The sequence below is a fragment of the Paraglaciecola sp. IT1134 genome (assembly GCF_058068185.1).
Window position 1 is genome coordinate 2,014,604 of sequence record NZ_CM176486.1, and the last position, 13,442, is coordinate 2,028,045.

A 13,442-nucleotide genomic window follows, 5' to 3' on the forward strand; every position below is an offset into this window, starting at 1 on the left:
TAACCAGGGGAGATGTAAAGATTTATTGCAACGGGTCAGAGGATCCCCAGACTGACCTACACAAGCGGCTTATTACAGTAGATGGTTTGACAGGGTGCGCACAAAAGCGGCCGTCGCTCCCCAGATGACGTTGCCCTGCCAGTTCATAAAGTAGATCGGATGTTGCATGTTGTCGCGTTTCACCCAGTGTATAAAGTGGTTGCGCCGCTCGAGCAGAAAGGTCAGGGGCACTTCAAAGACCAATTCTACCTCATTGGTATCCAGCTTGAGGTGCATAGGCTGTTGCACAAAACCGATAAAAGGGGTTACCTCAAAGCGACTCACTGTGCGGTAGCGGGGCAGGTTGCCAATAATGTCTATGCTGGCTGGGGTCAGTCCAATCTCTTCATGGGTCTCCCTTAATGCTGTGGCCAGCAGATTGTGGTCATACGTTTCCTGTTTACCGCCAGGAAAGCTGACTTGTCCCCCATGGTGTTTTAGATGCCGAGCACGCAGGGTAAACAACATACTTAAGACACCGTTATGTTCAGTGATCGGCAGTAACACCGCCGCTGGTCTTCCCGTGGCTTCAAGAGGGAAATCTCGCTCGGGGGTGATAACCCGCGCATGATGGAAGCGGGCCAAAAACTCGAATTTAGTCATCGTTCGTCATCTGTCGATCGCTTAGCAGAGGTAAAATTTTGCATACCTTATCCAGGCTTTCCTGATACTCTTCTTCGGCTACTGAATCCATTACTATGCCTCCCCCAGCCCAACAATAGATAGTGTGGTTTTCACACAATAAGGTGCGAATGCAAATACTGGTGTCCATATCGCGATTTAATCCCAGGTAACCGATACTGCCACAATATATAGTGCGTCTGTGGGGTTCAAGTTCTTCGATGATTTCCATGGCGCGGATCTTTGGTGCGCCGGTTATCGAGCCCCCGGGGAAGGCCCCGCGTAGTAAATCGACCAGGTTAACATTTTTGGCTAGGGTGCCGGTCACTGTACTGACTAAATGATGCACTGCGGCAAAACTCTCAATTTGGAACAATTGTGGCACATCCACTGAGTCTGGTTGGCAGCTTTTACTCAAGTCATTGCGTAATAAATCGACTATCATCAAATTTTCTGCCTGGTCTTTTTCAGATACTCGCAACGCCTCTTTATTTGCCTGGTCCTGGGCAGGATCTGCTGACCGGGGACGGGTGCCCTTAATGGGTTTAGTTTGCACCTTATTGTCTTTTACGGCTAAAAATCGCTCCGGTGAAATGCTCAAGATCACGTGATCCGGAATGCGCACAAAGGCGGAAAATGGCGCCCGATTGGCGAGACGCAAACGCAGGTAAGCCTGATACTCGTCCCCCCGATATTGCGCCGCAAAGCGCTGAGCCAGGTTTACTTGATAACAATCCCCAGCGCGCAAATATTCACTTATCCTGTGCAGTTTTTGCATATATTCAGCTTGCTGCATGTTTGCCTGCCAATGACTGAGTAAGGCAAAACTATCTGCACCCTTGTTCATGCCAGCCAAGCTGTTCATAAATTCAGCACCTGGGCCTGTGGTAGGGTCAATGGAGCAATAATAAAATAACCCGCTGTGGTTGTCTTTGATCACCGACCAGCTATAGATGCCAAACGCCATGTCGGGGACTTGTAGATGATCATCTGCGGATCGCGGTAAAATTTCAAAACGACGTCCTAAATCATAAGCAAAATACCCCATGGCACCGGCTTTAAAGGGTAACTGCACATGGGGATCTGGCTGAGGCTTGTTGTCGTTACTTTCGGTCGGTGGAATAAGGTCCTCCACTAATTTGTGCAGCAAGATAAGTGGGTCGGCCGTGCTGGTATGCCGGCGGTCATCTTGTCGATACCAGATGGAACTGGTGTCGCCTCTTGTTATTAAGGTGGCGCTAGGGGCGGCTACCATAATGTCAAAACGACCATCCTGATGCTGGCTATTAGCCGAATCGAGTAACATAGCCCAGTCTTGGTCTGCGTAATGCTGAAATAATGTGGCCATATCGTAATCGCCAGGCAGGGATAACAGAGTGACGGTGAGTTCGCTTGATACTGGGTTATTCATCGAATTGGGCTTTTCGTTATTGTTATAATTTTGTCGCCCAGGTGACTTTCATTGGCGACCCGGGTAATTTGTCATGGAGCAATTGGGATCCGCAGGTTATCATAGCGGTCAATACCGGACGACATTTGTCGTTACATTGTGGATCATCTGAAAGAGGCAACTATGGCTGTTATCCGTCAGCAGGACTTTATCGATAGCATTGAAGACTCATTGCAATTTATCTCTTATTACCATCCGTTAGATTATATCAAAGCAGTTGAAAAAGCGTACTTCAAAGAACAAAGTCAGGCAGCCAAAGATGCCATGGCGCAAATTCTCATAAACTCTCGTATGTCGGCTGAGGGTAAACGCCCACTTTGCCAGGATACAGGTATAGTGACCTGTTTTGTCAAATTAGGCATGGCTGTGCAGTGGGACAAAACCGATATGACGGTGCAGCAAATGGTGGACGAAGGCACCCGTCGCGCCTATGGCAATACAGACAACCCGCTGCGGGCCTCTATTGTTTCTGATCCTGCCGGTACCCGTAAAAATACCAAAGATAATACACCAGCCGTGGTGCATATAGACACGGTGGCGGGGGATCAGATTGACGTGATGATTGCGGCAAAAGGCGGCGGTTCTGAGAATAAGTCGAAAATGGTGATGCTTAACCCCAATGACAGCATTGCCGATTGGGTAGTTAAAACACTGCCCACCATGGGTGCAGGCTGGTGTCCTCCTGGTATGTTGGGCATTGGTATAGGGGGCACGGCGGAAAAATCTGCGGTGCTGGCCAAAGAAAGTCTGATGGATCCTGTGGATATTCAAGAGTTGATGGACAGAGGCGCGCAAACTACCGAAGAGAAACTGCGCCTGGATATTTTCAAGCGGGTTAATGATTTAGGTATAGGTGCCCAGGGCTTAGGCGGATTAACCACAGTAGTAGACGTGAAAATTATGTCGCTCCCCACTCATGCGGCTTCGTTACCTGTCACCATGATCCCCAACTGCGCCGCGACGCGCCATGCCCATTTTCATCTGGATGGTAGCGGGGCGGCAGAATTTACGCCTCCTAGTCTTGAAGATTGGCCAGAAGTCACCTGGGAAGTGAGCAAAGATACCCGGCGGGTAAATCTGGATGAGGTTACCAGAGCCGACATTCAACAATGGCAGGTCGGCGAGACAGTATTATTGTCAGGTAAGATGTTAACAGGTCGGGATGCGGCCCATAAACGTATTCAGACTATGCTGGATAACGGCGAAGGTTTACCGGATGGCGTGGATTTAACCAACAGATTTATTTACTACGTGGGGCCAGTTGACGCCGTAGGGGATGAAGTTGTGGGGCCTGCAGGCCCCACGACAGCCACACGTATGGACAAGTTCACCGATATGATGTTAGAAAAAACCGGCTTGATTGGCATGATAGGTAAAGCAGAGCGTGGCCCCGAAACGGTTAAGAGTATCGCCAAGCATAAAGCGGTGTATTTGATGGCGGTGGGCGGCGCCGCCTATTTGGTATCTAAAGCCATTAAAAAATCTCGGGTAGTGGCGTTTGAAGATTTGGGCATGGAAGCCATCTATGAATTTGAGGTGCAGGACATGCCGGTCACAGTAGCTGTGGACAGCACAGGCGCTAACGCCCATGAAACAGGCCCGGCTATTTGGAAAGTAAAAATTGCCGAACTCAATGTTGAACCAGTATAAGCCGACTCAGCAATGATACCGTTAAAAGGCGCTTAGGTTTTGAGCGCCTTTTTTACATGAGTTGGCAATACATGAAAAATCGTCACATTATTGTCAATTATTTTAGCAAGGACATCCAGTAGCGATATGAGCCAATTTGACGATCCGAAAATGTTAGGCCTAGCAGCAGGTCTGTTTATTACTGGCATGTTACTAGGCTGGTTCTGGGCCAAACTGCGGGGCGCAAGGCAATATAGTGCAGCGTCACAGCGGCTTCAGGATAGTTTTACCCAAACCGAGACTTACCTGCAACAGCAACTCCTGGATACCAAGGTCGCCTTACAGGAATCAAATGGCGAAGCCTATCGCCTGCGGGAGAAACAGCTTGAAAGCCAGAATCGACTGGGGCAATTGTCCCAACAAGTTGAGCGAATTGCCCATATCGAACAAGACAGCCGTCGTTGGCAGCAGCATTATCAGCAAGCTCAACAGCTAATCATAGAGTTGCGCACCCAAGTGGCAAGGTTTGAGCAAGAGCAACTGGCTAGTCGTGAAAAATTGGCCCTACTGGAATCATCTGAACAACGTTTGCACCAGCAATTTGAAAACTTGGCAAATAAAATTTTTGAACAAAAACAGAGCGCTTTTGCCCAGTCCAGCAAAGCAGGTCTGGATGCCTTGTTATCCCCATTGAAAGAGCAGATCGAAGGGTTTAAAAAACAGGTTAGCGATCAATATGTGCGGGAGGGCCAAGAACGTGCATCCCTTAAAACCGAGATCATGGGCCTAAAGGAACTCAACCAACAAATCACCCATGATGCAGCGGCGTTAACCAAGGCTTTAAAAGGGGACAACAAACAACAGGGCAACTGGGGCGAAGTGGTACTGGCCCGGATTTTACAGGACTCGGGGTTACGGGAAGGTCATGAATTTGATACCCAGGTGGCACTTAAAAATGCCAACGGCAAAAGCTATCAGCCGGATGTGGTAGTGCATCTGCCCAATGACAAGGATGTGGTGATCGACTCCAAAGTGTCTTTGGGTGCCTATGAGCGCTATTTTAACGAAGAGGACGAGACCGCACGCCAGGTGCACCTCAATCAACATGTTAGTTCGTTGCGTAATCATATTAAAGAGCTGGGCAAAAAAGACTATCAAGATCTAAAAGGCATCCGTACCCTAGATTACGTATTGATGTTTATTCCTATTGAACCGGCCTTTTTACTCGCAGCGGAACAAGCCCCGGAGCTGGTGAAATTGGCGTTTGATCACAACATCATGCTAGTTAGCCCCACCAACTTACTGGTGGCCTTGCGTACCATTAACAATATCTGGCAATACGAATACCAGAACCAAAATGCGCAGAAAATTGCTGAACATGCAGGCAAGTTGTATGACAAATTTCATGGTTTTGTCAGTGACATGGAAAAAGTGGGTAAGTCTTTGGAGTCGACCCAGAAAAATTTTGACGGGGCGATGAATAAATTAACCACGGGCAAAGGTAATCTGGTGCGTCAGGTCGAACAGTTTCGTAGCTTGGGGGTACAATCCAACAAAAAACTAGGAGGCGCATTGCTGGACGTTGCCGGGTTAGAACAGCCCAATGAGCAAAATGAATAAGATGTCGCCCAACTTTGCGCCAGCACATTTTGCCTAGAGGAATAGATAGAATCGACCGATATTTATGTCTCCGTTGTAAACAGGCGGGGGCAGCAAATGGCAAATATCGGTAAATAGCTGAAATGATATTTCCAATATGACTTTAACATTCGGGCCATGTTACTTGTCTGATTATAAAATTATCAATTGATGGTCTTGGTATCCGATTTTTTTGATTTATTGAGAGTTTAGGTAATCAGTTGGGGATAGGGACGACAACGTGCGCTCTTGCATCGGTTGCAGAAATGAATGAGGTTTTCCAATGAATGAGGTTCAACATATAAGCATCTATATTGCTCGCCAGCCCAGTGATATCTACAAATTCGCATCCAACCCAAAAAACCTGACTCTGTGGGCAGCGGGATTAGCCAGCTCTGAGGTTAAAAAGCATGGAGATACCTGGGGCGCTGAAGCACCATTTGGTATGGTAAAGATCCGCTTTGCCCAGAAAAATACATTCGGCGTTCTGGATCACACGGTTGAATTTGATTCAGGGACCGTCGTTTATAACCCTATGCGAGTTGTGCCCAACGGTAATGGGAGCGAGTTCATATTTACGTTACTGCGGCAACCGGGAATGTCCGACGAGCAATTCAAAGTAGATAAACGGGCAGTTGAAAAGGATTTGAAAACCTTAAAAGAACTCCTTGAAAGTCGTTCTTAAATGGGCTCTATTGAGAACTAACAGCGCAGACAAAACCTGAAACTGCGATAACTTTTTTCGCTGTTGCTTTGCCAACGCACCTCTTAAGGCGAAGCGTTATCTGTATGGGGGCAATATGGGAAAGGTTTATCTGTTTGATTGGGGGGATACCCTGATGGTTGATTTCCCAGATGCACAAGGCAAAATGTGTGATTGGCAAACGCTACAAGCTGTAGATGGGGCGAAAGAAACGCTAGCTGCTTTATACCTAAAAGGTTATGCGTTATATGTTGCAACAGGGGCTGAAGATTCTAGTGTGCAAGATATTCAATTGGCTTTTGAGCGAGTAGGGCTTGCCCAATTTATATCAGGTTATTTTTGCAAATCGAATATTGGTATATCAAAAGGCAGTGCTGAATTCTATCGACGGATAATAGCTAAACTGGACGTACTGCCAAGTGAAGTCACTATGGTTGGTGATTCATTTGAAAAAGATATTGTTAACGCACTAGAGGCTGACTTAAATGCGATTTGGTTTAACTCTCAGGCGTTGAAACATGCACGTCGCTCTGATGTAAAAACGATCACTGAGCTTAATGAGTTAAGTAGCAAAAATTACTAGCTAAACAGACACCGCATAGCTAAAAATTTGTCCAACCGTAGCGGCAACGATCTCGGCTGCTACTGATTAGTTTTTCATTTAGACTATGATGGTATTAGTTTGAGTATTGACTTCAAAAAAGATAAATCTGGTCAGTCAATCTAGCACTATGTCTAAAAAAATAAGCAATAGCCCCTACCTTTTTGGCAAGGGGCGTCGTTGGAACAGGTATTTTAGCGTTGATATGGAGAAGTGCATACTATCTTTATGGTCTACTATCATTGCTCACTCTGTAGCTAATTCGATTGGTTTTATCTCAACCTTTAATCGTTAATAATTTACATCCCTAATCAACATAAACGGCAAGCCTTGCTATCTCTAGCCGTTTAAAGTGGCTGCGGATGCATTCAAAGGACAAAAGGGCACAGAATGAGAATAACCAGAGGATCTCTGCAATCTGCGGTCGATCAGGACATATTATCTTCTGAACAAGCGAAAAATTTAATTGCGCATCTGAAACGTCAGCCCACCACTGGCCCGACGTTTGAATTAACCCATGTCCTATATTATTTTGGTGGCCTAATAGCCATTGGTGCCATGACTCTGTTTATGGATCTGGGCTGGGAGTCATTTGGCGGGTTTGGCATAGTCGTTATTTCATTAATTTATGCTGGTATTGGTATTTTACTGAGCAACAAATTTCAAGTAAAAGGATACGCCATACCTGCGGGTATTTGCGCTACCTTTGTTGTTGCATTAACACCACTTTGTATTTACGGATTGCAACAAACACTTGGTGTCTGGCCTGATGAAACTACTTATCAAGAATATCACCGTTATATTCAATGGCACTGGTTGTATATGGAGTTGAGCACATTGGCGGTAGGCGCCATCATTGCCTGGAAATACAAATATCCTTTTCTAATCCTACCCATCGCAGTAACGCTCTGGTATCTAAGCATGGATATTAGCGCAATGCTTGCCGGCGGCGACGTCACATGGGACTTACGTAAATTGGTCTCTTTGTACAGCGGCCTATTGATGGTTGGTTTGGCATTCTGGGTCGATGTTAAAACAAAGCAGCGTGCAGATTATGCATTCTGGCTCTATCTGTATGGCGTATTCGCCTTCTGGTGCGGGTTATCTCTGCAGTATTCTGACAGCGAAGTGTCTAAATTATTGTATTTCTGTATAAATCTCATCATGATCGGAGTTGGGCTTCTCTTAGTGCGACGTGTATTTGTTATTTTTGGTGCCCTAGGATGTTGTGCTTATTTGGGCCATCTTGCAGCAGGCTTGTTTCAGGATAGCTGGCTTTTCCCCATTGCTTTGACTGCGATAGGTTTGTCAGTCATCTATCTTGGCGTGCTTTGGCAAAAAAATGAGCAGGCGTTTACTAGAAAAATTCGCAGTTTGCTGCCTATGGCTTTAAGAGAGCTGCTTGAAGGCAGATCATGAATATAAATGTATAACATTATGCATCGCATCATAGTTTCAGATATTTTCGGAAAGACAAAAGCATTAGAAAAAATCGCTGATAGGATTGCCGGAATTGTGCAAATATTTGATCCCTACAACGGTAAAAACATGGAATTCAAAAGAGAGGCGGATGCCTATGCTTACTTTTCTTCCGAAATTGGAATTGATACCTATGCCCAGAAGCTATCAGAAAAAATAAAGGCTTTAACTGGGCCGGTCGATCTTCTTGGTTTCAGCGTTGGTGCTTCGGCAATTTGGCAAATATCCCAATATAGTGACTTGAGCAATATTGTTGGTGCCACATGTTTTTATGGCGCGCAAATACGGCACTACAAAGACGTGAGCCCATTATTTCCAGTGTTATTAATCTTTCCAATAACGGAACCACATTTCTCAATTCCAGAGCTAATTGAAGTTCTCGAAAAAAAAGAAGAGGTACAAATTATAAAGACTGCTTTTTTTCATGGTTTCATGAATACTCTTTCTCAACATTTTGATCAAGATGCGTACTGCGAATTTATGCAGCTACTACACAATACGCCTTTAAACAGGCCCATTCATGTTGCCTACGTATAGATGTTTCAAAATTCTCCTTAAAATGTCTTACTGATCTTATTTGACCCGGTAAATATTACCGGGTATGTAAACAAGTTTCTCAAAGTAAAGTGCCCACTCAAAGTTCCCTGTTAGTCTTGCCGGCAGGATTGGCTGAGCCAATGCATATTTTCTTGCGGATCGCTTTCTGATGCCTACACAGCACTGTTTTGGAACGGCATTTTATCTTGCAAAGCCCAATATCATTGGCCTACACAGCCCTTGTAGAAGCAATGTTCCTGCGCGTACGACCAAGTAAGGTTGTCAATCTGGCTAGCTAGTTTCAAGCAATTAGGCTTGTGAACTGAGTTTTTTGGTGACCCCCAAGTTGAAACTTACTCGTGGCGCAAATCTTGCTTTTACCCGTTGAAAGCATTCGAACCCTGATTTTTCTATTAGCAATTTACTGCTGAAAAATCACCACTCATACCAGTTTAAGGAGAGCATTATGATTAAACGTTGGAGTTATATACCCATAGCCGTGGTTACGTCGATAATCTTGGCCGCCTGTTCTAGTAGCCAAAAAGCCCCGACTTTACTGATGTCCCAAGCTCAGCAAAAGATCGAACAAGCCCAGAGCCAAGGAGCACCAGAAGCTGCTCCGGTAGCGTTTAAAGCGGCTGAGGAACATTTCCAGCAAGCACAAGCCGCTAATAATAGCGGAGACTACAAAAAAGCCACTTCTTTATTGCAGGTCTCTATGGCTGAGGCGGAATATGCGATCGCCAAATCTGAAGCTGATCAAGCGCAAGAGGCTGCCGAGCAAATTTCCCAAGGGCTGCAGCAACTTGAGCAAGAAGTGAATAAATAATTTAACCAAGGGACAGAAATAATTATGAAAAACTTACAACTAACAATTCTACTTTCGGGTGTCTCACTAGTGACGGCCTGTGCTACTGCCCCCGACAACGTGGCCATGGTTGACCAGTTACAGGTGCAATACGACAGCCTGGCGCGTTCTGGCGATGCCCGTGAATATGCACCTGTTGAATTAAATGAAGCACAAAGTTCTTTAAACCAAACCCAAGCCCTGGTAGCTAAAGGCGTGCCCCTTGAAGACATCACACTTTCTACCCAGATCACCAAACATAAGTTGGGCATAGTCGAAGAAAAAATTCGCAAGGGGCAGGCTGAAAAATTGGTCAGTGGCGCCGAACTCAAACGTAAAGATATTATGCTCGATGCACGCACCAACGAAGCAGAGCGAGCTGAATTCAATGCCCAGCAGGCCTTGTTAGCCGCAGAGATGGCGAAAGACGAAACCCAGTCGATGCAGGCTAGAGCCCAGAACGCTGAACAGCGCGCCCGCGACATGGAGGCCAAAGCCACAAAATTAGAACAGGAAGTGACAGCTATATCTGCCAAGAAAACTGATAGGGGACTAGTGTTGACCCTGGGGGATATTCTATTTGAATTTGGCAAGGCACAGTTGCTATCTGGGTCTGAGCGTAGCTTGAAGCAAGTGGGTGACTTTTTAACCAATTACCCAGAGCGCACAATCGTCGTCGAAGGACATACGGATTCAGTGGGAGATGCATCCTTTAATCAGAATTTGTCAGAACAACGGGCACTTTCGGTAAAAAATGCATTGATAGCTAACGGTGTGGCATCGGGCCAGATACAGAGTAAAGGCTTGGGGGAAGAATTTCCCGTTGCTAACAATGAAACGGATGCAGGGCGTCAACAAAATCGTCGGGTCGAAATCATCATTGAAAATCCGGTAGAAAAAGGCGACGCACAAGAGTAATAGTCGTTACTTACTTGGCTATCCCCCCAGCTAATCTTGCCATAGGGCGGGGGGATATGAACACTATAGTGTAAGAAGAATTGCTGCGGTTGTTTTCCCTTAATAACAATAATCTGCTGTTAGTTTAACCGAGGAAAGCCTCCATGAGCGGTGTCTTCGATACCTTTGTTGCGTCCTTTTGTGAAGAGCAAATAGAAATCCTCTATCAGGATCCACATCTATTGCTAATTAACAAACCCAGCGGCTTGTTGAGTTTGTCGGGCAAAAATCCTTTGAATCGGGATTCAGTGCATTTTCGGCTGGTCGCACAATTTCCAAATGCGCTGATGGTCCATAGACTGGATTTTGGCACGTCGGGTATTATGGTCGTGGCTTTAAACAAGGCGGTAAATCGCGCGCTGACCAAACAGTTTCAGGAGCGTCAAATAGTTAAAACTTATGTCAGTTTGTTGGATGGTCATCTTGAGTTAGATGAGGGAGTTATCGATATTCCATTGGCCAAGGACCCACCGAATTTTCCGTTGCAAAAGGTCTGCTTAGCCACAGGAAAATTGGCCCAGAGTCACTATGAAGTTCTGGCAAGGTTAGATAATCCACCACGTAGTCGGGTGCTTTTTGAGCCTATTACCGGTCGCACCCATCAATTACGAATTCACAGCCGTGAGTTGGGGCACGCTATTTTAGGCTGTGACTTGTATGGCAGTCCGCGCACCCAACATATGGCAAAACGTTTGCTATTGCATGCGCTGACGCTGGATTTTGAACACCCAGTAACCGGCGAGCATATTAGTGGCTATGCCCCTTGCGCGTTCTAGCGGCCAATATTAGGTTGTAAGCCCTTTTATACCTTATCGAGGGTTTATAAGCTTGGCGATAAATAGGGTTTTATGCCTCAATAGCAAAAGTTTCAAGGCTACGTTGAGGTTTTCTATCTGTTATCGGCTATTAAAATATTTACCGGGCATAACGAGGTCCATAGGGGGATCGCAGCGGTACACCGTTTTAAGGAATGTTAGTGAAAGGAGAATCAAAATTGTAAAAATTATGAAGAGGTTTGTATCTAATGCGCTACAATTATTTGGGGTATTTAGTTGCCGCATTATGTTCGTCTGAGGCAGGTTTAGTGAGTTAATTAACCGGCTTTCTTCGCAATTCGCAAAGTGTGTAATGGATCCTGGGGTCGTTTTAGTGCAAGGCGACTAATCCGTTAGTTCTCAAATAATATAAATTAATAGTTTACATATAATTTTTAAACATGGAGTACAGATAATGAAAACAAAATACCTTTTATGCGGTCTTTTGCTAGCCAGTTCTTTACCGCTAATGGCCCACAATCAGGAGGGGGAGTGGCAAACCCAAAATGGGGAGTGGCAAAACCAAGATGAGGAGCGGGAAACCGAAGATGATGAGCGGGAAACCGAAGATGATGAGCGGGAAACCGAAGATGATGAGCGGGAAACCGAAGATGATGAGCGGGATAACGAAGATGATGAGCGGGATAACGAAGATGGGCAGTGGCAAACCATCCCGGTCGCTGCACAAATGCAAATAACAGATGATCAGGGGCAACCAAGAACGATCAACCCGGCTTGCGCCTTTGATACCGTGCCTAACCCTGTAGATGGTACACCGGTGGATAACTCCTACCAGTTCTATTTCAAACAGGGCGAAAGTAAAAACTTACTGGTGTATTTCAACGGCGGCGGCTCGTGTTGGAACGATGCCACCTGTGTCGCTTCCCTGGGGCTTGCCAACGTCCCCGGCGCTAGACCAACCTATAATCCATCGATGTTAATAGAAAACTCCCCAGTCGGAGCGGGTGGGGTGTTTGATGATGGCAACAAAGAAAATCCATTTAAAGACTGGAGTAAGGTCTTTATTCCCTATTGCACCGGTGATCTTCACTCTGGATCAAAAGACGTTGCCTATACCGATGTAGATGGATCGATAACTGGCTATCCAGGTGCGCCTGTGGTGGTGAAACATCGCGGCTTTGACAACTTTATGGCGGTGCGTGAATGGATGAAAAACAAGTTTTCGGATAAAAAATCCAAAGTCAAGAAATTGCTGGTCGCTGGTTCAAGTGCCGGAGGTTATGGTGCGACCCTTAACTTCCCTTATGTGCAAGCGGCCTTTCCAAAAGTCGATGCCGCTTTGTTTTCCGATTCCTCGGCTTCTATTGGCACAGAGGGGTTTGTGAATGACGTATTTGTGTTAGGCAGTAACTGGAACCTGGAGAATACACTGCCGCCTATTTTCGCCAGTACCTTAGGTACCTTCTCTGCAGCGGGATTAAATATTGATTTATTCCAACGTTTAAGCCAAGCCTACCCCCAAAACCGCTTTGCCCAATATAGCACCGCACAAGATGCGATCCAGGTGTTCTTCCTGAAAATAATGGATCAAATGGACCAAGGCAATACCAATCCTTATAGTTGGGATCTTGGCCCGGCTGATTATCTGTATTTTGCCGAGTGGAATGCCAGGATGACGGCATCTTTTGATTATCTGTCAGACAACACGAACAACTACCAGTATTATATTGGCGCTGGCAGTGTGCATATCGTACTAAATGATGACTTTGCGACTGCAGCGTTCCCTCATCCGTTTTACGATCAACATAGTGCGCAAGGGGTTGTTTTTAGTGAATGGCTGGCAGAATTTGCTAATGCCAAAAAATTCAAGGACCAGAGTGTAAAATATGTGCAATAGCGGTACTTGTTGCTTGGGATAATCAACTAAGCAGGAGACCTTAGCTACAACCTAAATACAAAAAGCTCAGTTCACAACTGAGCTTTTTTTTGTCTTTTCTACAATTGCATACAGGTGATCTGGTATTGGTTCCCTGTGGTAGGGCTACTAATGAGTTCTCTGTAAGACAGAGCACGGCGATGTAGGCTTTGGGGCGGGTATATTCCTATTTAGAATTTTTTTGTTAACGCTGTCAAGGCAAAATGAATTTCCAATTTTATCAGGCCTC

The 13,442-nt window shown here is 45.7% G+C and carries 12 protein-coding genes; 10 read left to right on the forward strand and 2 right to left on the reverse strand.

What is annotated here, in order from left to right; genetic code table 11:
- Positions 1-72: 72 nt before the first annotated feature.
- Together AC3RV5_RS08885 and pabB are read right to left on the reverse strand one after the other, a co-directional pair.
- Positions 73-642 carry a CoA pyrophosphatase gene (locus tag AC3RV5_RS08885; protein ID WP_489731563.1) on the reverse strand — a complete coding sequence of 190 codons (570 nt, stop codon included), beginning with the start codon at positions 640-642 and terminating at the stop codon, positions 73-75.
- Positions 635-2,071, reverse strand: a complete 1,437-nt coding sequence (gene pabB / locus AC3RV5_RS08890) for an aminodeoxychorismate synthase component I (protein WP_489731564.1) — start codon at positions 2,069-2,071, stop codon at positions 635-637. Before pabB ends, AC3RV5_RS08885 begins: the two co-directional genes overlap by 8 nt.
- Before the next feature lie 162 nt (positions 2,072-2,233).
- On the opposite strand from pabB, the gene AC3RV5_RS08895 reads away from it, so the two are divergent.
- The 10 genes from AC3RV5_RS08895 (at position 2,234) to AC3RV5_RS08940 (ending at position 13,174) form a co-directional block, all read left to right on the forward strand.
- Positions 2,234-3,760, forward strand: coding sequence for a fumarate hydratase (locus AC3RV5_RS08895; RefSeq protein WP_489731565.1), 1,527 nt, complete (start codon positions 2,234-2,236; stop codon positions 3,758-3,760).
- Positions 3,761-3,886: 126 nt separating this feature from the next.
- On the forward strand, positions 3,887-5,359 hold the full coding sequence (gene rmuC, locus AC3RV5_RS08900; protein WP_489731566.1) for a DNA recombination protein RmuC: 1,473 nt from the start codon (positions 3,887-3,889) through the stop codon (positions 5,357-5,359).
- A 301-nt stretch (positions 5,360-5,660) separates the two neighbouring features.
- On the forward strand, positions 5,661-6,062 hold the full coding sequence (locus AC3RV5_RS08905) for a hypothetical protein (RefSeq protein ID WP_489731567.1): 402 nt from the start codon (positions 5,661-5,663) through the stop codon (positions 6,060-6,062).
- Between the two features lie 154 nt (positions 6,063-6,216).
- The gene (locus AC3RV5_RS08910; RefSeq protein WP_489731568.1) at positions 6,217-6,663 is read left to right on the forward strand and encodes an HAD family hydrolase; all 447 of its coding nucleotides are present in this window, start codon (positions 6,217-6,219) and stop codon (positions 6,661-6,663) included.
- Positions 6,664-7,071: 408 nt separating this feature from the next.
- Positions 7,072-8,100 (forward strand): DUF2157 domain-containing protein, encoded by a 1,029-nt coding sequence (locus AC3RV5_RS08915; RefSeq protein WP_489731569.1) that lies wholly within the window; start codon positions 7,072-7,074, stop codon positions 8,098-8,100.
- Between the two features lie 18 nt (positions 8,101-8,118).
- Positions 8,119-8,697, forward strand: a complete 579-nt coding sequence (locus tag AC3RV5_RS08920) for a dienelactone hydrolase family protein (RefSeq protein ID WP_489731570.1) — start codon at positions 8,119-8,121, stop codon at positions 8,695-8,697.
- A gap of 466 nt (positions 8,698-9,163) precedes the next feature.
- A complete protein-coding gene (locus AC3RV5_RS08925; protein ID WP_489731571.1) occupies positions 9,164-9,526 on the forward strand; it encodes a DUF4398 domain-containing protein in 363 nt (120 codons plus the stop codon).
- Between the two features lie 24 nt (positions 9,527-9,550).
- A complete protein-coding gene (locus AC3RV5_RS08930) occupies positions 9,551-10,462 on the forward strand; it encodes an OmpA family protein (RefSeq protein ID WP_489731572.1) in 912 nt (303 codons plus the stop codon).
- Between the two features lie 143 nt (positions 10,463-10,605).
- The gene (locus AC3RV5_RS08935; RefSeq protein WP_489731573.1) at positions 10,606-11,277 is read left to right on the forward strand and encodes a pseudouridine synthase; all 672 of its coding nucleotides are present in this window, start codon (positions 10,606-10,608) and stop codon (positions 11,275-11,277) included.
- 454 nt (positions 11,278-11,731) lie between these two features.
- Positions 11,732-13,174, forward strand: coding sequence for a pectin acetylesterase-family hydrolase (locus tag AC3RV5_RS08940; RefSeq protein WP_489731574.1), 1,443 nt, complete (start codon positions 11,732-11,734; stop codon positions 13,172-13,174).
- Positions 13,175-13,442: the final 268 nt, after the last annotated feature.

Excerpts from the sequence above, each read along its gene's own strand:
- AC3RV5_RS08885 (WP_489731563.1), bottom strand. The coding sequence starts at position 642 with ATGACTAAATTCGAGTTTTTGGCCCGCTTCCATCATGCGCGGGTTATC.
- pabB (WP_489731564.1), bottom strand. The coding sequence starts at position 2,071 with ATGAATAACCCAGTATCAAGCGAACTCACCGTCACTCTGTTATCCCTG.
- AC3RV5_RS08895 (WP_489731565.1), top strand. The coding sequence starts at position 2,234 with ATGGCTGTTATCCGTCAGCAGGACTTTATCGATAGCATTGAAGACTCA.
- rmuC (WP_489731566.1), top strand. The coding sequence starts at position 3,887 with ATGAGCCAATTTGACGATCCGAAAATGTTAGGCCTAGCAGCAGGTCTG.
- AC3RV5_RS08905 (WP_489731567.1), top strand. The coding sequence starts at position 5,661 with ATGAATGAGGTTCAACATATAAGCATCTATATTGCTCGCCAGCCCAGT.
- AC3RV5_RS08910 (WP_489731568.1), top strand. The coding sequence starts at position 6,217 with ATGGTTGATTTCCCAGATGCACAAGGCAAAATGTGTGATTGGCAAACG.
- AC3RV5_RS08915 (WP_489731569.1), top strand. The coding sequence starts at position 7,072 with ATGAGAATAACCAGAGGATCTCTGCAATCTGCGGTCGATCAGGACATA.
- AC3RV5_RS08920 (WP_489731570.1), top strand. The coding sequence starts at position 8,119 with ATGCATCGCATCATAGTTTCAGATATTTTCGGAAAGACAAAAGCATTA.
- AC3RV5_RS08925 (WP_489731571.1), top strand. The coding sequence starts at position 9,164 with ATGATTAAACGTTGGAGTTATATACCCATAGCCGTGGTTACGTCGATA.
- AC3RV5_RS08930 (WP_489731572.1), top strand. The coding sequence starts at position 9,551 with ATGAAAAACTTACAACTAACAATTCTACTTTCGGGTGTCTCACTAGTG.
- AC3RV5_RS08935 (WP_489731573.1), top strand. The coding sequence starts at position 10,606 with ATGAGCGGTGTCTTCGATACCTTTGTTGCGTCCTTTTGTGAAGAGCAA.
- AC3RV5_RS08940 (WP_489731574.1), top strand. The coding sequence starts at position 11,732 with ATGAAAACAAAATACCTTTTATGCGGTCTTTTGCTAGCCAGTTCTTTA.